The following is a 20351-nucleotide window of genomic DNA, read 5'->3' on the forward strand; positions in this document are numbered from 1 at the left end:
AACCCTCCGAAAGCGGGGATTGGGGCCGGCCGCCACGCGTAAGCAAATCGAACTCCGCGGCGTCGGACGAGCCCGGCCGGGTACGGTCCACCGGCCGCTCGTCATCGTATCGACGAGTTGTCGGTGGACCTGCCCCGGGTCCGCCGGTGTGATCAAACAGGCAATCAAACAGGCACGTACGGGCTATCGGGGCGCGTTTGTGGGCGACTTTCCCACGCGGCGTGTCCGTCGGCCGGGCCGAGGACGAGCCGGGTGAGGCGGCCGCGCGCCAGGCGGCGCAGTTCCTCGGCGGCGACGGCGCGCTCCTCCTCCGGATCGTTGCCGAGGCGTGACCGGATGCCGGAGAGCAGATGGTCGAGGGCCTCGCCGGGGGCGACGTCGTCCAGGCAGATCACGAAGGTGTGCCCGAAGCGGCTCTCGTACGCGGCGTGGGCGGCCCGCAGGGCGGTGTGGGCCGCGGTGTAGCCGGCGTTCGGCGCGCCCTGGTGGGGGATCACGGTGTCGAGGGGTTCGCAGGCCAGGGCCTCGGAGAGGTCGGCGGGCGCGAGGTCGTACGCCGCCTCGTCGGACGCGGCGAGCAGCGCGTCGAGGTCGGGGTACGGGCGGTGGGCGGTGATGCGGCGGGCCCAGTGCCGGCTGCCGCAGCAGGTGAGCAGGGCGGCTTCGGCCTCCGCCGGAGCGGCCGAGTTGAGATGCCGCGGCTCGGTGGGGCCGGGGAGTCGAGGGGAACGGTGCGGGGGCAGCGTGCGCTCCTGGGCAGGGGGCGTCGGGGAAGGGCGGTGCGATGTGGGGGTTGTCGTAACGCTAGCGAGACGTGGAGGGAGGTGTCCGATGGATGAGCGAATTTCACTCAGATGGGAGAGTTTCGCGGTGCGGTGTGGACGGGCGCGCTCCGGGGCGCGGTCGTAGCGTGGATTCATGGCTCTGGCTCTGCTGCGTGACGTAAGGGACGTAATGAGTGCGAGGGGCGCACATGCCGGATGGGGTACGTGGTGAGGCGCGCGCCCCTCGCGGCCGCGGGGCTCGCCACCGCCGGGGCCGTCGCGCTGACCGTCCTCCTGTGGCCCTCCGGCGACGGAGGAACGCCGGGGAGCGCACCCCCGTCCGACGGGAAGTCCGCCGCCTCCCCCTCCCCGGACCCGACCAGGAGCTACCCCCTTTCCAAGGCTCCGGCCACCATCCCCGCCGTGCGCGAGCACACCGCCGCCCGCGGCCCCGGCTGGCGTCCCGACGAGAAGGGCGGCCGCGTCGTCGTCCGCGACGACGACCTCGCCGACGAGGGACGCCTGCTCGCCGGGGAGCTGAAGCTCCGGTACGCGGGGGACGAGAGCCCCCGAAAGGGCGACGTCGAACTGGTGCTCAGCCCCGGGGCGAAGGGCGGCCCGGAGTCCTACACCCTCACCGTGAAGAACCGCACCGTGCGGATCGCCGCGCCCGCCGAGGCCGGGGTCTTCTACGGGACGCGCACCCTCAAGCAGGAGGTGAGCGGGGGCAGGACCGCTCCCGAGGGCGTCGTGCGGGACCGTCCCGCCAAGCCGCAGCGGGGCTTCATGCTCGACATCGCGCGCAAGCACTTCGACGTGCAGTGGATCGAGGACCGCGTCCGCGAGCTGGGCGACCTGAAGTTCAACCAGCTCGGCCTGCACTTCTCCGACGACCAGGCCTTCCGCATCGAGTCGGACTCGCACCCGGAGGTCGTCTCCTCCGACCACCTCACCAAGGCCGAGGTCCGCCGCATCCTGAAGCTGGCCGCGAGCCGGCACATCACCGTCGTGCCGGAGATCGACTCGCCGGGGCACCTCGGCGCGGTCATCCGCCAGCACCCCTCGCTGCAGCTGCGCGACGCCCGCGGCATCGCCCAGCGCGGCGCCGTCGACATCTCCAAGCCGGCGGCGGCCGAGATCGTCGACGATCTCCTGGAGGAGTACGCCGAGCTGTTCCCCGGCGCCTACTGGCACCTCGGCGCCGACGAATACCGCGCCCTGACGGTCAAGAACCCCGAGGCCTCCTATCCGCAGCTGGCCGCCGCGGCCCGCGAGCGCTACGGCTCCGAGGGCCGCGTGCAGGACCTGGCCACGGGCTGGCTGAACGACCGGGCCGACACCGTGCGCCCGTACGAGAAGAAGCTGAAGGCCTGGAACGACGGGTTCTTCCGCGGCGGGACCGAGCAGGCCGCGGACGACCTCGAAGTCGCGTACTGGACGGGCAAGGAGATCGGCGCGCGTGAGCCCGTCGAGTACCTGGAGGCGGGCCGCAAGCTCGTCAACTACAACGACGAGTACCTCTACTACGTCCTCGGGCAGCCCAACACCTTCCGCTATCCGACCGGGCAGCGGATCTACGAGAGCTGGACCCCGCTGGTGATCCGCGGGACGCGGGCGGTGAGCGAGAAGTACGACGACCAGATCCTCGGGGGCACGTTCGCGGTGTGGTGCGACCTCGCGGGGTCGCAGAGCCAGGAGCAGGTGGCGCAGGGCATCCGGATGCCGCTGCGGGCGACGGTGCAGAAGCTGTGGGACCCGCGCAAGCCCGCTTTGCCCTGGAATGACTTCGTGAAACTGGCTGGTACGGTCCAATAGCCGCCGTCAGCGCCCTGGGGAGGGACGCGGGCGGTTTTCACACGTTCGTGAACCACCCGTGGGGGGTCGCTCGACCATGCAGTACCAAGCTCTTCCGCCGCAGCAGCCCTCTGTGCCGGCCGGACCGCCCGCCTGGCTGCGCTCGCCGGTCGGGCTGAGCCGGGCGGTCATGGTGCTCCTCGCCGTCATGATCGTCGTCGATCTGTACTCGCTGTGGGCGGGCACCGTCATGCGGTCCGTGACGGGCGACCTGATCTCGGGGAACTACGGCGAGAACATGGAGCGGGACGCCGAGCGGGCCGACTCGCTGTACAGCGCCTCCGGCGTGCTCCAGGTGGTGGTGCTGCTCGCGACCGCCGTCGTCTTCATCGTGTGGTTCCACCGGGTGCGCGTGAACGCCGAGGTGTTCGCGTTCGACGGCCATCAGAAGAAGCGCGGCTGGGCGGTGTGGGGCTGGCTCGTGCCGATCGTGAACCTCTGGTTCCCCCGGCGGATCGCCCTGGACATCTGGAACGCCAGCGACACGCGCACGAACCACGACTCGCCGGGCATCCTCAACGCCTGGTGGTCGCTGTGGGTGGCGGACCTCCTCGTCGGGCGGTGGGCCAGCAAGACGTACATGAGGGCCGAGGAGCCCGAGGAGATCAAGTCGGCCGTCGCGAACATGATGATCGCGGACGTCCTCGACATCGTCGCCGCGGTCCTCGCCATCGTCTTCGTGCACCGCCTCACGCGCATGCAGGACCTCAAGGCCAGGTCGGGCCCGCCGCAGTTCCAGCAGCCGCAGTTCCAGCCGCCGCAGGGGCCCTCCGTCGCCCCGTGATTTCCGCTTTCCGGTGGCGAACTCGCGTACGTCTGTGGTGTATTCGGCCCCGGAAGGCACTATGGGCACAGCGGGGGGACGCGGCATGGGCTACTGGGGGTACTACCTCGTCGGCAGGAGCGAGCAGCCGCTCGCTCAGTGCGCGGCGGTGGCGGGCGTACGGGACGAGCTGACCCTGCTCGACCGCCGGCCCGACGGCTGGCAGGTGTGGGAGGTGCCGGGCGGCGACGGCACGCGCGACGTCGGGAACATGAACACGCTCGCCCTGGAGACGGGCGCGCCCGCGCTCTTCGGGTACGTGATGGACAGCGACTGCGTGGTGATCGAGGCGGCGGCGCCCGAGAGCGGCGCGTGGACCACGTGCCTGGCGCGGGGCGCCATGGCCGGCTACCTCGGGGACGACGGACTGACCGTGGAGGACTACTTCCTGGAGCCGCGCGACGCCGCGGACCGGGCGGTCGCCTGGGCCGCGGAGTCGGGCAGGACGGTGCGGTCGGCGCCGCTGCTCGACGTGCTCAAGGCCGAGGCGGAGCCCTCGGCCGAGGAGCTCTTCTTCCGCTTCCTGGACCGGCTCGGCGTGGTCCCTCAATGAGGGCGCGATGACCGCGCGGTGAGTGTGCAGTGACGTTCCCGGGGCCGTGCACGCAGTAAGGGGCAGTGCAGGGTCCGTGACGGGAGACGTACAGCATGAGCCTGGTGGAGCTGATCGCGCAGGCCGACGAGCGGGGCCTCGCGGCCAGCGGTCTGGCCTGCCTCGACCGGTGCGTGCCGGTGCTCGGCGGCGACGACGACCTGCTGCGCCCGCTGTGGGCGAGGCTCGCGGAGGGCGGCGACTGGGGCGCTCCGCTGGCCGAGGCGAAGGCGGCACTGGGGTCCGCGTCGGGCCCCTTGGACAACTCCCGCCCTTCCGGTTCTTCCCCCGAGGCCGCGGCGCTCGCGTGGCGGATGCTCGACGCGGTGCCCGTGGCGTACTCGGGCGCCGGGGTGCGGGAGTGGGCGGACGGCTGCTCCGTCGCCGCGCTCCAGGTCCACCGCCTCCTGGACACGGCTCCCGACGACGGCGCCCGCTCGGTGACGTCGCGGCGCGAAGGCCGTACGGATGGCATGACTCCTCTGGTGGCGGCCGAACTCCGCCGCCAGATACGCATCCTGGAACTCCTCGCGAACAGGGGCGCCGGCCCGGTCGGCGGCCTCCGCCAGGCGTTGGACGTGTCGCTGGAGGGGCGCAGGGTGCTGCGGGCCGTGGTGTCGCGCAGGGGGCGGGGGAAGGGCTGACGGGGTGTCTGCGGACCGGATCCTTCAGGGGAGCGACGACGGTTCCGCGGGGACCGGGGGCAGGGGCGCCAACCGGCCGAATTCCGGCCGCATTTGAAAACTCTCCCCAAAGCCCCAGGCGCCTCGTTAACCTGACGTGCCATCATCCGCGACCCGGCCGTTCAGGCCCCGGAGGGGCCCGTGCCTGATGAGATCGGATTCGGTGAGCTGCTGGCGGACGGCGGCCTGATCGCTCGGCTGCTCGGGAGGACCTCGGCCGGGCGGAGACGGGAGCCGCTCTACGGGGACGATCTGCCCGTGGTGTTGCTCGTCGGCGGGCCCGGGATGGGCAAAGGGCGGCTGCTGCGGTGCATACGGACGCACTTCGGGCCCCGGGTGCCCACCGCCTACCTCGACTGCGCGCTGACCGACTGCCGCGAGCTGGCCGAGGAGCGGCCGGGCAGTCGGTCCGAGGTGACCGAGGTGCTGCGCAAGGTGGCTCTGCAGTACGGCGACTGGGGTGGCGACGGCGGAGGGATCGCCGTTCCCCGGTTGTACGCGGGGCTCGCCGCCGTGGCTGCCAGCGACCGGCTCGCCGGTGCGCAGCCCCTGGTGGACGAGGTGGCGCGGCTCGAAGGCGTGCTGCCGCCCGGGTCGTTCTGGCGCGGGGTCCTGAAAGGCACCGCCAAGAACTACTTGGGGTATCTGGCGGGGCTGGTCAGCAGTCCGCTCGTCGGGCCCTTTCTCAACGCCGTGCTCGACGGACTGTTCGCCCGCGCCTCCGGCGAAGGGCGCGCCGCCCTCGCCGACTGCTACGGCGAGTATCCCGGCGCCGGCGGGCAACCCCTCGCCGGGCTGCGGTCGTTGGGGGACGACTTCCAGCAGGGCGGGGAAGCGCGGCGGATCGCCGAAGGGTTTCTCTTCCGGGCCCTGCGGCAGGACATCGACGCCGCCTATCACGGCGTACGGGGGCGCATGTCGCGCGTGGGACGGCCCGCCCTGCTGCTCGACCACGCCGACAACTCCCTGGGCAGACGGCTCCTCAAGCCCGCCCTGGAGGACCGCGAGCGCGGGCACCACGACCGCCTCGTCATCTTCGCCACCGCGCGGCGCGAGGACGGCGGCCGCTTCCTCCACCGGGCGGGCAGCAGCCATGAGGGCATGGCCAGTTGGCGGCCTTTCGCGGGGGCGCTGCCCGCGTGGGAGCGGCCCCCGGGCGGCGTTCCCGACCATGCGCCGCTGTGGCGGGGCGTGCTCCTCGTACGCATGCCCGTCCTCACCCGCGACCAGCAGAAGGACGAGCTCAGCCGGCTGCGGGGCGGCCAGGAGCACGCGGACAACGCCGTGCGGCTGCGCGTGCACAGCGGCGTCCATCGGCTGAGCGGAGGGCGTCCGCGGTTCGTGACCCGGCTCGGCGAGGCCACGGCCGCGGCGTCGTTCCCCACGCCCGAGGCGTGCACCGACTGGGCGATCCTGGACGCCCGGGTGCCCGGGGGCGAGGACGACCAGGGGCGCCGGTTCGCCGACCGGCCCGTGGCCGACGTGCTCGTCGACGAACTCGTCGCGGGCGAACGGCCCGAGGAGCTTCCGCCGGAGCACCGCGGCCACTGGCTCGACCTGCTCACCCATCTCTCCGTGGCGCACGACGTGGAGTGCGCCCAGACCCTCGTGCGCGCCGTGCAGGAGGGCCGCACCGAGCGGCTGAGCGCCTACCGCATCGCCGAACTCCTGGAGGACACCGGCTGGCCCCGCTGCCCCCGCCACTTCATCGGCGACCTCGGCCTGCGCCGCCTCCTGACGCGGCGGCTGTACCGGCTGCGCGCCGACGGGGCCGCCTGGCACGCGGACCACGCACTGCTCCAGGGCCACTACCGCGACCTCGGGGACGCCCATCCCGACCCCCTCTTCGTCACCGCCGCCGCGCACCGGATGCACCACCTCCTCGCCTCCGACGGCGCGGACCTCGTCACCCGCTACCTGGCGGAGGCCTTCCGCACCCGCCCCGCCGACGAGTGGTGCCGGGAACTGCTCGCCATCGCGGACGCCGCACTGATCGGGGCGGACGACGACCGGTACGCCCGTGCCCTCGGCGAGACCCAGGTGCGCGGCGACACCCTGCGGCGCCAGGTCGACCGGCTGCTGCACGCGGTGTGGCTCACCGAGGACCGGACGCAGCCGCTGGAGGAGATCGTCCCCGGCGTCCTGCGCGGGCCCCTGCGGGAGCTCAGCGAGGAGCTGGCGCAGCTCGCCGACGAGGCGGTGCGCGACCAGGGGCCCGAGGGGGCGGACGTGGCCAGGGCCGCGGACGGGGCCGCGCTGCTCATCCGCATGGCCCGCGACTGGGGCGACCGGGCCGAGGACAAGCAGCCGCTGCAGCGGTGCGTGTGCACGGAGCACATCGGGTTCGGCTGACACGGAACGGAAAAGGGGAGGGCGGCGATGCGGCAGTTCGGCAACTGGCTGTACAACACGTTCTGGGCCAACTGGATGCGCAGGATCCTCACGCTGGGCGGCCTCGTCGCCGCGGGCGTGCTCCTGTACGTCTTCCTGCCGCCCATCGGCGGACCCGACAGCTGCGCCAAGGGAGTCGAGAAGCACGGCGGCGAGTGCATCGGCGTCAACGGCACCGGCTACGCCTTCGGCACACCGGAGATCGACAAGGTGGCCCGCGCCATCGCGAAGGAGAACGAGGAGTTCGTCGGCGACAAGCCGCACGTCACCGTCGCGCTGATGCTGCCGCTCCAGCCCGACCTCGCCGCCGAGCGCCAACAGCTCCGCAGCGAGATACAGGGCGCCTACCTCGCCCAGTACCGGGCCAACCGCGAGGAGAACACCCCGCTGCTGCGCCTCGTCCTCGCCAACCCCGGCGACGCGTACGCCCAACAGGAGCGCGTCGTCGACCAGTTGGCGCGGATGTCGACGGACAAGGGGGAGAACCTGCGGGCGGTCACCGGTTTCAACCTCAGCCTGGACGCCACGAGGAAGGCCATCGCGCGCCTGACCAACGACCTGCACATCCCGGTCCTCGCGAGTCGCGTCAGCGCCGACGAGCTCGCCAACCCCGAGAAGCGCGACGGCAAGGACCCCTATCCCGGCCTCGCCCGCATCATCCCGACCAACCGCCAGCAGGCGGACGCGCTGGCCAGCTTCCACGGCAGGCTCAAGGACGAACAGACCGTCCTGGTCAGGGACGAGCGGCCGCACGACATCTACAACAACTCGCTCGCCGAGGCCTTCAGCCGCGACGAGGGAGGACCGCCCGGACCCAAGGACCAGACGTTCGTGTCGCCCTCGATCACCGACCCGGGGGACACGGGCAACGACTTCTCCCTCATCGCCCAGAACATCTGCCAGTCCTCGGCGCGTTACGTCTACTTCGCGGGACGCCCCGTCCATCTGCGGCTCTTCGCCCTCAAGCTGGCCGACGTGCCGTGCAGCGGAAAGAAGTACACGGTCATCAGCGGGTCGGGCGCGGCCACCCTCAACCGCTACCTGAAGGGCGACGACTGGGCGAAGCTGCGCGGCGGCGACGGGGAGGAGGCCGCCGTCACCGTGCAGTACGCGGCACCGGGGCACCCCGATGCCTGGGACAAGGCGCTGAGCGGCAAGGGCGGCAGGAAGCGCCCGGCCTACTTCACCCAGCCCCAGGACGAGTTGCGCAAGCTGAGCGATCTGATCGACAGGCGGACCGCGGGCGACATCGGTCCCGTCCCCCTGGACGACTCCCGCACCATGCTGGTGCACGACGGGGTGCTCGCCATCGCCAAGGCCGTGCTGCTCGCCAACGCGCAGACCGAGGGCACGGTGCCGCCCCTCCAGCGGGTCTCCGACATGTGGCAGCGCCTCGAAGCGGTCAACCGGGTCCGCGGGACCAGCGGTTGGATCTGTCTGACCAACGCGGGCAACGCGTACGACAAGCCGGTGGCCGTCGTCGAACTCGACCCCACCACGCGGGAGTTGGAGTTCGTCGGCATCGGCTGGCCCGAGGGCGATCCCCAGCCCGACGACTGCAGGGTGCCCAGCGACACGCAGTGAGCAGGGCCTCGCGCCGCCCCCGGCTCGCGGGGGGAGGGAGGAGGGGGCGGCGCGAGGGCTGTCTACGGAGTCAGTGCCTGCCCCAGGCGCGCCCCCGCCGGAGTCCCGAGCTCCGTACGCCCGTAGTAGACGCCGCTCGCTCCCGGGACGCCCGAACTGCCGCTGTCCAGCTGGAGGATCGTGCCGTCGCCCGCGTCCTCGCCCTCGACGCCGATCGCCGGGTCCGCGCGGCCGTCGCCGGACAGGTCGGCGAGCGTCGCCGACGAGCCGAGGCGGTCGCCGGACTCCGTGGAGCCGGGGACGTCGGGCTCGTCCTGCGAGAAGGCCTTCGCGCCGGTGCCGGTGAGGCCGGACGAGGAGCCCTTGAGGAGGAGCGAGGTGCCCGCGTCCTTGCGGTTGGTGCCGGAGCGGGTGATGTCCTCGCCGGGGGCGCCGGTGAGGACGTCCGCGCGGCCGTCGCCGTTGTAGTCGCCCGCCGCGACCGACCAGCCCATCGCGTCGCCCGCTTCCGCGGCGCCCGGGACGCCGGACGTCGCCTGGTGGACCGTCTTCATGCCGGTCGTCGTGAAGCCCGTCGACGTGCCGGGCACCACCGTCACCTGGCCGCCCGCGTGCGCGCCGGACTCGGCGGTGTACGGCTGGCCGATGACCAGGTCGTCGTAGCCGTTGCCGTTGACGTCGCCCACGGCCACCGAACGGCCGCCGGGGACGGGGAGGACGCCGACCCGGCTCAGGCCCGAGCGGCCGCCCCTGAACCAGGTGACCTTGGCCTTGCCGGCCTGGTCGCGGTAGGTCAGCGCCACGTCCGCGTAGCCGTCGCGGTTGAAGTCGCCGGACGCGGCGTCCGCGTAGGCGATGGCGGTGTCGCCAGAGGTGAGGCTGCCGCCCGACTCGTGGTCGGGGTCGAGCCGCGCGGCCCACGAGCCGCCCGTGCCCGTCGCCGCCGCGAAGACGTCCGCCCTGCCGTCGGCGTTGAAGTCGCCGGACGCGACCGCGGAGCCGAACCGGGCGCCGGGGTAGTGGAAGTCGTCCGAGAGCTGCATGTCCGTGCCGGAGGTGAACGTCGGGCCGTACAGCATGGTGACCGCGCCGCGGTCCTTGTGGCCCGCGGTGTCGTCCTCGCCGGGGGCGCCGATGACGAGGTCGGCGTACCCGTCGGCGTTCAGGTCGCCCCACGCGGTGGCGGCGCCCCAGTCGTCGCCGGTCTCCGAGGCGCCGGGGACGCCCTCACTGGCCTGCGTCAGGGATGTCTTCGAGCCGCCCACCGGGCCGTCGGGGCCGCCGGGGACGACCGTCACGCCGCCGCGGTTCGACGACGCCTTCGGGGTGCCGGCGACCAGGTCCGTGATGCCGTCGCCGTTGAAGTCGCCGGTCGGGGTCGCGGAGCGGGGTTCGGCGGCCGGGGCGCCCTGCGCGAACCCCACCGTTCCCGCGCCTCCCAGTGCGACGGCCGCGATCGTCAGCCACGCCCTGCGCTGGAGACTCAGAGACCTGTAAGCAGGTGCGTTACGTGCCTTTTCACGTGGTTTACGCGGGCTCAACTGCCCCACCCCTCAGTCAGTTTCAGGTGAACCAAACGAGTCCGTACGACTGACCGAAGAGGTAAAGGGTTGTAGCCGCGGGGGCGATTTGTCGCGTGATGTATCCCGCACGCGTCAGGTGTGACACCGGGACGGTGGGGCGCGCTGGGTCATGTGACAGTTGTGCTGTGGCGAAGCGGGTGGGGGATCTGATGGGGACGAGCAGACGGTGGGTGCGGGCGGCCGCGCTGCCGCTCGCGGTGGTCGCGCTGACGGGCGCCCTCACCTCCTGCGGCACGGACCGCGCGGTGACCTACTCCGGGGGAACCCTCGAACCGGTCGTGCCCCAGGACGAGCGGCGCGGCAAGGAGCTCGCCGTCGAGGGCATGAGGCTGCTCAAGGAAGCGGACTCGGTGCGCATCGGCGTCGACATGACCACCCCGAAGGGCCGCCAGAAGGTCTCCCTGCACATGGACCGCGACAGCAACTGCAAGGGCACCTTCGACGCGGGCCCGATGCAGCGCGGCGACCTCATCATGGTCGCGGGCGGCGCGACGTACGTGCGCTTCAGCGACGCCTCGCTCGACGCGATCCGTGAGCTGGGGTCCCGGCGCGGCCCCGAGACCGCGGCGCGGGTCCGGGAGCGGACGGCGCTCGCGCGCGGGAAGTACCTGAAGATCCCCACCGGCGCCGCCACGGGCCCCTCGATGCCGATGGGCAGCTGCGACCTCGACAAGTTCACCGCGTCGATGCCGGGGGCCCCGGACTCGGACGAATCCTTCAAGGCCCTTCCCGAGACCCGGCGTTACGGCATGGGCGTCGTCCCGATCGTCGAGAGCGAGAAGGAGCAGGGGACGAGGCTGTACGTCGCCGCCGAGGGCAAGCCGTACGTCGTCGGCGCCCGCGTCGAGGAGGACGGCGAGGGAACGATGACGATGCGGATGTCCGCGTACGACGAGCCGGTCGGCGCGGTGGCCCCGGCCCCGGCACTGACCGTCGACATCGCGAGGATCAGCCCCGGGGGTCCGGGCGGCGGTTCGCTCTTCGAGGTGTGAGCCGCGGCCGTGCGGCGGGGCGGGCGGACCTGACCCACGGGCCCGCGGCCGGCCCCGGGCACGTGGCCGTTCGCATGCGAACTGTGACATTTCCGCGCCCGGCGGCGCTGGTTGCCGTGAGGGGCACGGGCACGGTGAACGGTGTCGCGGCGGCCGGATGGGAACGTGTTGGGCCAGGGTGGGGAACCCCGTCGCGCGGGGGTGCACGACGAGGAGCTCGGCAGGGCCGTCGCCGCGGCCCAGGAGGGCGACGAGGCGGCGTTCGCGGTCGCGTACCGCCTGGTCCAGCCGGGGCTCGTCGGCTATCTGCGCGGTCTCGTCGGCACGGACGGGGAGACGGCCGAGGACGTCGCGGCCGAGGCGTGGCTGGAGATCGCCAGGGACCTCGGGCGGTTCCGCGGGGACGGTGCGGGCTTCCGCGGCTGGACCGCGACGATCGCCCGGCACCGGGCCCTGGACCACCTGCGCAGACAGAAGGCGCGGCCGCGCCCCGCCGTGCTCGAACAGGACGTGCTCGAACTGCCGGGCCCGCACAGCACGTCGGCGTCGGCCCTGGAGGCGATCTCCACCGAGCGGGCGCTCGGCCTCATCGCGACCCTGCCGCGCGACCAGGCGGAGGCCGTGCTGCTGCGGGTGGTCGTCGGCCTGGACGGCCCCGCCGCGGCCCGGGTCCTCGGCAAGCGCCCCGGCGCGGTGCGGACGGCCGCGTACCGGGGGCTCAAGAGGCTGGGCGAGCGCCTCGGCCTCGACGGGCGGGACGGTGTGACGGATGACGGCCCCGACGCGCTGGGGGAGTCGAGATGAACGCAGACGAGCCCTCGGGCCCCGGGGGCCGGCCGTCCCTCGACGCGCTGCTCGCCTCGGCGGTACGGGCCGACGCGGACGCGGACGCGCAGCGGGACGCGGTCGTGGCGTTCCGCGCGGCGCGTGACGGGGGCGCGCACCGGGCGCGGACCCGCCGCCGCGACGACTGGCGCCCTCGCGCGCGCCGCCGCGGCCGCTTCTCGCTGCGGGCGGCCGCGGGCGTGACGCTGGCCGGCGGCCTCCTCGGCGGAGCGGCGCTGGCGGCGGTGGGCACGTCGAAGGACACCCCGCCCGCGCCCCGCGACCACCCGCGCCCCACGTCGTCGGCTCCGCGCGCTCCGGAGGAGGGGAAGAGCGAGGGCACCGACAAGACCAAGGCGCCCGGCATGGACAAGGCCGAGCCGCACCCGAAGCCGGACAAGGCCGAGAAGGCCGAGAAGGCCGAAAAGGCCGAAAAGGCCAAAGGGGAGAACGGGGAGAACAAGGCCAAGGGAAAGAACAAGGCCAAGAACAGGGCCAAGAACAGGGCCGAGAGCAAGACCAAGAGCAAAACCAAGAGCAAGGCCGAGAAGGCGCCCCGTCAGGGGCGTGGAGCCGTGCTCCGAGGCCTGGACCGCGCCCCGCGGCGGTGAACTCGCCCGACGGACAACGTGCGCGGCCGGGGCCGCCACCCCCCACAGGAGAGGCCCCGGCCGGCACACGGTACGAACCGCGTGCGGTCCGTACTCCCTTCAGCGCCGCGCGTGCGTTTTCTGTCACACCGCGTTCCGTCACCCGCTAGTTGCACGTTGTACAAACATGGACGTAGGCCCGGACAAGGCCGTAGCGTGCTGCTTCGCGCCGGGGCCGGGCGCAGATCTCCGAGTGGCAGGATTGAGAGAGTGCTGGGGGACGACGCGGAGCTGACCGCCGCGGTGCTTGCGGCGCAGGACGGGGACGAGACCGCGTTCCGGACTGTGTACCGCGCCGTGCACCCACGGCTGTTGGGATACGTACGCACGCTGGTCGCGGAGCCGGACGCCGAGGACGTCGCCTCGGAGGCCTGGCTGCAGATAGCGCGCGACCTCGACCGGTTCAGCGGCGACGCGGACCGGTTCCGGGGCTGGGCCGCGCGCATCGCGCGCAATCGCGCCCTCGATCACATACGCATGCGGGGACGCCGCCCCGCGATAGGCGGCGACGAGACCGAGCTGACCGGGAAGCCGGGCGAGGCGGACACCGCGGGAGAGGCGATGGAGTCCCTCGCCACCGGTGAGGCGCTCGCCCTGATAGCCCAGCTCCCGCAGGACCAGGCCGAGGCCGTCGTGCTCCGCGTCGTCGTCGGTCTCGACGCGAAGAGCGCCGCGCAGACCCTCGGCAAACGCCCCGGAGCCGTCCGGACGGCGGCGCACCGGGGCCTGAAGCGGCTCGCCGAACTGCTCGGCGCGACGGGCGCCGACCCCGCCGACGCACTCGGCGCAGTACCCCCTCAGAGAGAGCCGCGCGGTCGCGCGGTGACGTCCGCCGGTGTGACGCATTCGCGTACGCGGACGCAGAAGGACATGTGATGGCCGACGAGCAGTACAAGTGGCTGGACCGCGACGCGGCGGAGCGTCTGCTGCGCGGAGAGCCGCTCGAAGGCGTCGACCCTCACGTACGCGCCCAGTCCGACCGGCTCTCGCAGGCGCTCGGCGCGCTGGCCGCGGCGGACGGATCCGGGGCCGATGCGGGTGCCGAGCCGGGTGAACTCCCGGGCGAGGCGGCCGCGTTGGCCGCTTTCCGGGCCGCCCGCGCGGAGGGGGCGAGACCCACGGTCAGGTCCGCTCCGTACGCCACGTCCGCCCACGAGGCCGCCGCCGGCGAGACCGTGCGCCTCGCGCGCGCCGGGGAGCGCCCCCGGCCCAGCCGCTGGGGCCGCCCGGTCCGCTTCGGGATCGCCGCCGCGCTCGCCGGCTGCATGATCGGCGGTGTCGCCGTGGCGGCCGGCGCGGGAGTGCTGCCCTCGCCGTTCGGCACGCGCGACGACCCGGGCCCCGCCGCGACCGCGTCGCCCGCCGTCACCCCGGAGGAGCCGCTGGCCTCCCCCTCGGACCGCGTGCGCGAGCCCTCCGAGGACCTGTCCCCGGACGAGACCACGGCGCCGGACGGCGAGCCGACCCGGGAGCCCGTGAGCAGTTCGCCGCCGGAGGCCGAGGCGGACGGCGACAACTCCGGTGCCACGCAGCAGCCCGGCACCGACAGGACGCCCCGCCACGACGAGGCCAAGGAGTGGTACCGCAAGGCGGTCACAGCCTGCCGCGCCTACCGCAGCGGCGCGCTGCAGGGCGAGAAGCGGCGCCGCCTGGAGGAGGTCGCCAAGGGCGCCGCCCGCGTGGAGGAGTTCTGCGGCCGGGTCCTCGGTGGCTCCGGCTCCGGCGACGGGGGCCAGCAGGGCGGCAGCGGCAGCGGCGGCCAGGGCGGTGGCGGCCACGACGGCGACGGTGAAGGCGACGGCGAGAACGGCGGCGGTGACGAGGACGGCGGCTCAGGCGGCGACTCGGGCGGCGGCGGCAGCGGCGGCGACACCGGTGGTTTCCCCGGCCCGCCCATGTCGTCGCCGAGCGCTTCGCGGCCGGTTCCCACGGGGTCGTACAGCGCGCTGCCGGACCTTCCGTGACCGATGCCGTGCCCGTGCCGCGGCCCGAATCGTGACCGGTGGCGCGACCGGTGGCGTGACCGGCGGCGAAAAGTTCTCGCCGTGAGGTGTGACGTTTTCGGAAGCGGTGACGCAGTAAGAAGTGAGCCGACTGGTCATCGGCCCGCGCACCGAGCCGGGGGTTCCCCCCGTACCTTCGGCTCTGTGCCCTCGGCGTGGGCGGGATACGTTCCCCCGATCCCGCCCACGCCGCTCTTCTCTCCCCGAGGCGCCCGGCGCCCGGGGATCACTTGTAGATGACGACCTTGTCGCCCCTGCGCACCTGCGCGAACAGGCTCGCGATCCTCTTCTCGTCCCGGACGTTCACGCAGCCGTGCGAGGCGCCGCCGTAGCCGGTGGCCGCGAAGTCCGACGAGTAGTGCACGGCCTGGCCGCCGCTGAAGAACATCGCGTACGGCATGGCGGTGTCGTAGAGCGTCGAGACGTGGTGCCGGGACTTCCAGTAGACGCTGAAGGCGCCCTCGCGGGTCGGCGTGTACTGCGAGCCGAACCGCACGTCCATCGTCGACACGGCCTTGCCGTCGATCATCCACGTCAGGGTGCGGCTGCTCTTGGCGATGCACAGGACCCGCCCGGTCAGACAGCGCTTGTCGGGCTTCGCCGGCGGCATGCCGCCGCCCGAGTACAGGTCGTACCGCGTCGGCTCGCGCGTCATGGCGAGCAGCCGCTGCCAGGTGACGGTGTCCGTCCTGCCGGTGCGGGGCAGGCCGCGCTTGCCCTGGAAGCCCTTGACCGCGTTGACCGTGGACTCGCCGTACGTCCCCGAGGGGTGCTCGAAGAACCAGGCGATCTGCCGCAGCCTGGCCTGCAGCTCCCGCACCTGGCCGCCGCGGTCGCCCGCCTCCACGAGCGTCGCGGGCGGAGCGGGCGTGGTGGGCTCCGGTGTCGGGTCCGGCCGCGGCGACCGCGTGGCCGAAGCCCCCGGTCTGCCGTCCCCGCCGCCCGGCTTCGCGTCACCCGACCGCCCGCCGTCCGTGTCGACCGCGGCCGCCTTGCACCCCGCGGCCAGCAGCAGCACCGCCACGGCTCCCGCCGATATCGCGCCCTTGCCCATCACGCCCCCCGTGCTCGTGGACACCGACGTCGTCCCGGGGCGAGCCCTTGGCCGACCCCCCTGGACAACACTCCTGGAAGTGTTTCCCGGTTTGCCGCGAGTGACGCGTCCCGTGCGCGGGCGCAAGCTGGAGTCATGACACACGCGTCGGAGTCAGGACTGCCCATCGAGCCCGTGTACGGCCCCGAGGCGCTGGAGGGCTGGGATCCGGCGGAGCGGCTCGGCGCCCCGGGCGCGTACCCCTACACGCGCGGCGTCCATCCCTCCATGTACACGGGCCGCCCGTGGACGATGCGGCAGTACGCGGGCTTCGGCACGGCCACGGAGTCCAACGCCCGCTACCGGCAGCTGATCGAGCACGGCACGACGGGCCTGTCGGTCGCCTTCGACCTGCCGACCCAGATGGGCCACGACTCCGACGCCCCGATCGCGCACGGCGAGGTCGGCAAGGTGGGCGTCGCCGTCGACTCGGTCGAGGACATGAAGGTCCTGTTCGACGGCATTCCGCTGGACCAGGTCTCGACGTCGATGACGATCAACGCGCCCGCCGCGCCGCTGCTCCTCATGTACCAGCTGGTGGCGGAGGAGCAGGGGGTCGACGCGGCGCGGCTCACCGGCACGATCCAGAACGACGTGCTCAAGGAGTACATCGCGCGCGGCACGTACATCTTCCCGCCCGCGCCCTCGCTGCGCCTGGTCGCGGACACCTTCCGGTACTGCGGGGCCGAGATCCCGAAGTGGAACACCATCTCGATCTCCGGCTACCACATGGCGGAGGCGGGTGCCTCGCCCGCGCAGGAGATCGCCTTCACGCTCGCCGACGGCATCGAGTACGTCCGTACGGCCGTCGCGGCGGGCATGGACGTGGACGACTTCGCGCCGCGCCTGTCCTTCTTCTTCGTGGCGCGTACGACGATCCTGGAGGAGGTCGCCAAGTTCCGTGCGGCCAGGCGCATGTGGGCCCGCGTCATGCGGGAGGAGTTCGGCGCGAAGAACCCCAAGTCGCTGATGCTGCGCTTCCACACGCAGACCGCCGGGGTCCAACTGACCGCGCAGCAGCCGGAGGTGAACCTCGTCCGGGTCGCCGTCCAGGGGCTGGGCGCGGTCCTCGGCGGCACCCAGTCGCTGCACACCAACTCCTTCGACGAGGCCATCGCGCTGCCCACCGACAAGTCGGCCCGTCTTGCGCTGCGCACCCAGCAGGTCCTCGCGTACGAGACGGACGTGACGGCGACGGTGGACCCGTTCGCCGGGTCGTACGTCGTGGAGAGCATGACGGACGACGTGGAGAGGGCGGCGCTCGAACTCATGCGACGCGTCGAGGACCTGGGCGGCGCGGTGCACGCCATCGAGCAGGGCTTCCAGAAGAACGAGATCGAGCGCAACGCCTACCGCATCGCGCGGGAGACCGACTCCGGCGAGCGCGTCGTGGTCGGCGTCAACCGCTTCACGATCGACGAGAAGGAGCCGTACGAGCCCCTGCGCGTCGACCCGGCCATCGAGTCCCGGCAGGCGGCGCGCCTCGCGAAGCTCCGCGAGGACCGCGACGGCGCGGCGGTGACCACCGCCCTCGCCGCCCTCAAGGAGGCGGCGAAGGGGGAGGCCAACGTCCTGTACCCGATGAAGGAGGCGCTGCGGGCGCGGGCCACGGTGGGCGAGGTCTGCGACGCGCTGCGGGAGGTGTGGGGGGCGTACGTGCCCACGGACGCGTTCTGAGGCGGCACGTGCTGCTCCACTGCCGCTCCGCGTCCGCCCAGCGGACACCCATGTCCTTATCCCGTACGCGCGTGCGAGACTCCGCGCATGCTGGGTGTCACCGATCTTCCGACCTATCTCGCGGGCCTCGTCCTCATCGTGCTGCTGCCGGGCCCCAACTCGCTCTACGTCCTCTCCGTCGCCGCGCGGCGCGGTGTGCGGGCCGGGTACGGCGCCGCCGCCGGAGTCTGGTGCGGCGACACCGTCCTGATGACGCTGTCGGCGGCCGGTGTGGCCTCGCTCCTGCAGGCCAACGCCGTGCTCTTCGGGATCGTGAAGTACGCGGGCGCCGGGTATCTGACCTGGCTGGCGATCGGGATGATGCGGGCGGCGTGGGGGATGTGGCGGGCCCGGCACGAGCGGGCCGCGGAGCGGGCGGGGACGGACGACGCGGAGGCGGGCGCCGGGGAGCGGCCGCTGCGCAGGGCCTTTGTGATCAGCCTCCTCAACCCCAAGGCGATCCTGTTCTTCATCGCCTTCTTCGTGCAGTTCGTCGACCCGGGCTACGCCTATCCCGCGCTGTCCTTCGTCGTGCTCGGCGCGCTGGCCCAGATCGCGAGCTTCCTGTACCTGACGGCCCTGATATTCAGCGGCACGCGGCTCGCCGCCGCCTTCCGCCGCCGCAAGCGGCTCTCGGCCGGGGCCACCTCGGCGGCGGGCGCGCTCTTCCTCGGGTTCGCGGTGAAGCTGTCGCTCAGCAGCGTGTGACGCCACGGGGGAGGCTCGGCGCACGACGGCCCGGCGCACAGCGGCTCGGCGCCCGGCTGCTCAGTGGTGCCAGGCCGAGCCGCCCACGTTGTGGATCATCCGTTGGAGGACCTTCAGGGTGCGGACGTACTCCTCGTCGGTGATGCCCTCGTGGATCTCGGCGCGGAGCAGCTTCTGGCGCTCGGCCACGCGGGCCTGCAGCGCGCGGCCCTCCTCGGTGAGGGCGATGCGGCCCGCGGCGTCCTCGGTGATCAGGCCGCGGTCGTGCAGCGCGTCGATGTCGTGGTGCAGGGCGCCCTCGCCGATCTCCAGGTAGCCCTTCAGGACGCCCACGACCTCCTCGCGGGGGCGGCCGTCCGGCGCCGGCACGAGCTGGTTGAGCGTCCACCACTGGGGCTGGGTGAGGCCCAGCTCGGCGAGGGTGGTGCGGATGTGGTGGACGACGGCGGCGCCCGCGGCCGAACTCCAGTAGCCGATGGGCTGGTTGACGAGGTCGGCGTCGCTGTGCGAGTACGTGAAGGTTGTCATGTGCTCGAACGTAGGACCTCAAGCGGACTTGAGGTCAAGCGCAGGCCGACGGCTCGCGGGCACCGCACCGCGCCAGGTACGCGGAGAGGCCGTCCCGGGCCTCCGCGCCCGCCCACCCCACGTACCCGTCGGGGCGCACCAGGAAGAGTCCCTTGCCGTACGGCTCGTACGCGGGGATTCGGCGGACGTGCGTCAACGCCCCGTCCAGCGGCGGCAGTTCCGCGTCCGTGCCCACCGCGAGCAGCGTGAAGTGCGGGCCCCGGAACGCGTCGAACAGCGTCCCGGGGCCGCACGGCCCGTCCGGCGCCCGGTCGCCGGCCCGCAGCGCCTCGTCCGCCGTGCCCTCACGGGTGTCCACCGCCAGTGACGCGCCGCGGTAGCCGATGCCGAGCTGCCGGGTGGCGGCGCCGCGCCGGGCCTCGCCGCGGTGGATGCGGGTGGACAGGCCGAGCATCCGCGCGGCGTTGGGCCGCCGCTCCTCCTCGTACGTGTCCAGGAGGGCGTCGGGCGCGCCGTGCCGCAGCACCGCGCCCAGCTTCCAGCCGAGGTTGTAGGCGTCCTGGACGCCGGTGTTCAGGCCCTGGCCGCCCGCCGGCGAGTGGATGTGCGCGGCGTCGCCCGCGAGCAGGACGCGGCCCACGCGGAAGCGGTCGGCCAGCGCGGCGCGCGGCCGGAAGTCGGAGGCCCAGCGGACCTCGGTGACGTCGTCGGCGGACAGGTGCGTCAGCTCGGCGACGGCGCGGCGGACCCCGTCGGGGGAGACGTCCGGCGCCCTGCCGTCGGGGAACTGGGCGGCCAGCTGGAAGTCCGGGATGCCCGGCAGCGGACAGATCGCCGCGAAGCCGCCGCGTGCCGCGAAGCCGCCGCCTCTTGCGGGCCCGCCGCCGGGCCCGCCGTCACCCGGCGAGAACAGGTGCCAGTGGTCGCGGTCCAGCGCGGTGGGGATGCGGATGTCGGCGACGAGGACCGGCTTCGGATCCACGGTCTCGCCCGTCATGCCCACGCCCAGCAGCCCGCGCACGGTGGAGCGGCCGCCGTCCGCCGCCACCACGTACGCCGCGCGCACCGGGGCGCCCGTCGACAGCTCGGCGGTGACCCCGCCGGCGTCCTGGGCCAGGCCCGTCACCGCCGCACCGAACGTGACGTCGCCGCCCAGCTCGCGCAGGCGCGCGAGGAGGATCTCCTGGGTGCGCCACTGGGGGAGCAGCCAGGGCCCGGTGTACGGAGCGTCCGGGGTCGGCTCGGGCGGCTCGTCGAACATGAGGTGCTCGCCCTGCCGCTCGCCGTCCCGCCACACCATCCCGACGGGGGCGGGGCCGCCCGCCGCGAGGACCGCGTCGACGACGCCGAGGTCGTCGAAGACCTCCATGGTGCGGGGCTGGATGCCCTTGCCGCGCGAGCCGCGGAACAGGGCGTCCGCCCGCTCGACGACGAGGGTGCGCACGCCGCGCCGCGCCAGGTCGCAGGCGAGGGCGAGGCCGCTGGGGCCCGCGCCGACGACCAGGACCTCGGCCCGCCGAGCCTCCTTAACGTTGTTAAGTTCCATGGCCCGAGCCTGCGCT

18 protein-coding genes are annotated in these 20351 nt (G+C 73.3%); 13 read left to right on the plus strand and 5 right to left on the minus strand.

The features are described from left to right. Window positions 1-164 precede the first annotated feature (164 nt). On the minus strand, window positions 165-743 hold the full coding sequence (locus ACZ4D5_RS18410) for a 2-oxo-4-hydroxy-4-carboxy-5-ureidoimidazoline decarboxylase (RefSeq protein WP_467773585.1): 579 nt from the start codon (window positions 741-743) through the stop codon (window positions 165-167). A 237-nt stretch (window positions 744-980) separates the two neighbouring features. On the opposite strand from ACZ4D5_RS18410, the gene ACZ4D5_RS18415 reads away from it, so the two are divergent. The 6 genes from ACZ4D5_RS18415 (at window position 981) to ACZ4D5_RS18440 (ending at window position 8691) form a co-directional block, all read left to right on the plus strand. Then, the gene (locus ACZ4D5_RS18415) at window positions 981-2579 is read left to right on the plus strand and encodes a beta-N-acetylhexosaminidase (protein ID WP_467773391.1); all 1599 of its coding nucleotides are present in this window, start codon (window positions 981-983) and stop codon (window positions 2577-2579) included. Between the two features lie 76 nt (window positions 2580-2655). After that, window positions 2656-3402, plus strand: a complete 747-nt coding sequence (locus tag ACZ4D5_RS18420) for a DUF4328 domain-containing protein (RefSeq protein WP_467773392.1) — start codon at window positions 2656-2658, stop codon at window positions 3400-3402. Window positions 3403-3487: 85 nt separating this feature from the next. Further along, the gene (locus tag ACZ4D5_RS18425; protein ID WP_467773586.1) at window positions 3488-3994 is read left to right on the plus strand and encodes a hypothetical protein; all 507 of its coding nucleotides are present in this window, start codon (window positions 3488-3490) and stop codon (window positions 3992-3994) included. Between the two features lie 95 nt (window positions 3995-4089). Then, window positions 4090-4677, plus strand: coding sequence for a hypothetical protein (locus ACZ4D5_RS18430; RefSeq protein ID WP_467773393.1), 588 nt, complete (start codon window positions 4090-4092; stop codon window positions 4675-4677). Between the two features lie 180 nt (window positions 4678-4857). Then, a complete protein-coding gene (locus tag ACZ4D5_RS18435; protein WP_467773394.1) occupies window positions 4858-7068 on the plus strand; it encodes a hypothetical protein in 2211 nt (736 codons plus the stop codon). Window positions 7069-7095: 27 nt separating this feature from the next. Next, window positions 7096-8691, plus strand: a complete 1596-nt coding sequence (locus tag ACZ4D5_RS18440; protein ID WP_467773395.1) for a type 1 periplasmic-binding domain-containing protein — start codon at window positions 7096-7098, stop codon at window positions 8689-8691. A gap of 62 nt (window positions 8692-8753) precedes the next feature. Here ACZ4D5_RS18440 and ACZ4D5_RS18445 read toward each other — a convergent pair whose 3' ends face one another. Continuing rightward, window positions 8754-10115, minus strand: a complete 1362-nt coding sequence (locus ACZ4D5_RS18445) for an FG-GAP-like repeat-containing protein (RefSeq protein WP_467773396.1) — start codon at window positions 10113-10115, stop codon at window positions 8754-8756. 308 nt (window positions 10116-10423) lie between these two features. Between ACZ4D5_RS18445 and ACZ4D5_RS18450 the strand changes: the two genes are divergently transcribed. From ACZ4D5_RS18450 to ACZ4D5_RS18470, 5 genes are all read left to right on the plus strand, one after another. Beyond that, window positions 10424-11266 carry a hypothetical protein gene (locus tag ACZ4D5_RS18450; protein WP_467773397.1) on the plus strand — a complete coding sequence of 281 codons (843 nt, stop codon included), beginning with the start codon at window positions 10424-10426 and terminating at the stop codon, window positions 11264-11266. Between the two features lie 168 nt (window positions 11267-11434). After that, on the plus strand, window positions 11435-12070 hold the full coding sequence (locus ACZ4D5_RS18455; protein WP_467773587.1) for an RNA polymerase sigma factor: 636 nt from the start codon (window positions 11435-11437) through the stop codon (window positions 12068-12070). Further along, window positions 12067-12702 (plus strand): hypothetical protein, encoded by a 636-nt coding sequence (locus tag ACZ4D5_RS18460; protein ID WP_467773398.1) that lies wholly within the window; start codon window positions 12067-12069, stop codon window positions 12700-12702. Before ACZ4D5_RS18455 ends, ACZ4D5_RS18460 begins: the two co-directional genes overlap by 4 nt. Window positions 12703-12951: 249 nt before the next feature. Continuing rightward, window positions 12952-13617, plus strand: coding sequence for an RNA polymerase sigma factor (locus ACZ4D5_RS18465; RefSeq protein WP_467773399.1), 666 nt, complete (start codon window positions 12952-12954; stop codon window positions 13615-13617). Further along, window positions 13617-14705, plus strand: a complete 1089-nt coding sequence (locus ACZ4D5_RS18470) for a hypothetical protein (protein ID WP_467773400.1) — start codon at window positions 13617-13619, stop codon at window positions 14703-14705. Before ACZ4D5_RS18465 ends, ACZ4D5_RS18470 begins: the two co-directional genes overlap by 1 nt. Before the next feature lie 265 nt (window positions 14706-14970). Here the strand turns inward: ACZ4D5_RS18470 and ACZ4D5_RS18475 are convergent, their stop codons facing one another. Further along, entirely contained in the window at window positions 14971-15798 is an 828-nt protein-coding gene (locus ACZ4D5_RS18475) for a L,D-transpeptidase family protein (RefSeq protein ID WP_467773588.1), read from the minus strand. Window positions 15799-15933: 135 nt separating this feature from the next. Here ACZ4D5_RS18475 and ACZ4D5_RS18480 point away from each other — a divergent pair, with 135 nt between their 5' ends. Then, window positions 15934-17514, plus strand: coding sequence for an acyl-CoA mutase large subunit family protein (locus ACZ4D5_RS18480; RefSeq protein ID WP_467773401.1), 1581 nt, complete (start codon window positions 15934-15936; stop codon window positions 17512-17514). An 87-nt stretch (window positions 17515-17601) separates the two neighbouring features. Beyond that, on the plus strand, window positions 17602-18261 hold the full coding sequence (leuE, locus tag ACZ4D5_RS18485) for a leucine efflux protein LeuE (protein WP_467773402.1): 660 nt from the start codon (window positions 17602-17604) through the stop codon (window positions 18259-18261). Window positions 18262-18321: 60 nt separating this feature from the next. Here leuE and ACZ4D5_RS18490 read toward each other — a convergent pair whose 3' ends face one another. Both ACZ4D5_RS18490 and ACZ4D5_RS18495 read right to left on the minus strand, forming a co-directional pair. Continuing rightward, window positions 18322-18789 carry a MarR family winged helix-turn-helix transcriptional regulator gene (locus tag ACZ4D5_RS18490; protein WP_467773403.1) on the minus strand — a complete coding sequence of 156 codons (468 nt, stop codon included), beginning with the start codon at window positions 18787-18789 and terminating at the stop codon, window positions 18322-18324. Window positions 18790-18823: 34 nt separating this feature from the next. Then, window positions 18824-20335 (minus strand): FAD-dependent monooxygenase, encoded by a 1512-nt coding sequence (locus tag ACZ4D5_RS18495; RefSeq protein WP_467773404.1) that lies wholly within the window; start codon window positions 20333-20335, stop codon window positions 18824-18826. Window positions 20336-20351 lie beyond the last annotated feature (16 nt).

This window comes from Streptomyces sp. NPDC025651, from assembly GCF_055558735.1.

Bases quoted from the DNA above. Each gene is read 5' to 3' on its own strand.
- ACZ4D5_RS18415 (WP_467773391.1), top strand. From the start codon at position 981: ATGGGGTACGTGGTGAGGCGCGCGCCCCTCGCGGCCGCGGGGCTCGCC.
- ACZ4D5_RS18420 (WP_467773392.1), top strand. From the start codon at position 2,656: ATGCAGTACCAAGCTCTTCCGCCGCAGCAGCCCTCTGTGCCGGCCGGA.
- ACZ4D5_RS18425 (WP_467773586.1), top strand. From the start codon at position 3,488: ATGGGCTACTGGGGGTACTACCTCGTCGGCAGGAGCGAGCAGCCGCTC.
- ACZ4D5_RS18430 (WP_467773393.1), top strand. From the start codon at position 4,090: ATGAGCCTGGTGGAGCTGATCGCGCAGGCCGACGAGCGGGGCCTCGCG.
- ACZ4D5_RS18440 (WP_467773395.1), top strand. From the start codon at position 7,096: ATGCGGCAGTTCGGCAACTGGCTGTACAACACGTTCTGGGCCAACTGG.
- ACZ4D5_RS18450 (WP_467773397.1), top strand. From the start codon at position 10,424: ATGGGGACGAGCAGACGGTGGGTGCGGGCGGCCGCGCTGCCGCTCGCG.
- ACZ4D5_RS18460 (WP_467773398.1), top strand. From the start codon at position 12,067: ATGAACGCAGACGAGCCCTCGGGCCCCGGGGGCCGGCCGTCCCTCGAC.
- ACZ4D5_RS18470 (WP_467773400.1), top strand. From the start codon at position 13,617: ATGGCCGACGAGCAGTACAAGTGGCTGGACCGCGACGCGGCGGAGCGT.
- ACZ4D5_RS18475 (WP_467773588.1), bottom strand. From the start codon at position 15,798: ATGGGCAAGGGCGCGATATCGGCGGGAGCCGTGGCGGTGCTGCTGCTG.
- ACZ4D5_RS18480 (WP_467773401.1), top strand. From the start codon at position 15,934: ATGACACACGCGTCGGAGTCAGGACTGCCCATCGAGCCCGTGTACGGC.
- leuE (WP_467773402.1), top strand. From the start codon at position 17,602: ATGCTGGGTGTCACCGATCTTCCGACCTATCTCGCGGGCCTCGTCCTC.
- ACZ4D5_RS18490 (WP_467773403.1), bottom strand. From the start codon at position 18,789: ATGACAACCTTCACGTACTCGCACAGCGACGCCGACCTCGTCAACCAG.
- ACZ4D5_RS18495 (WP_467773404.1), bottom strand. From the start codon at position 20,335: ATGGAACTTAACAACGTTAAGGAGGCTCGGCGGGCCGAGGTCCTGGTC.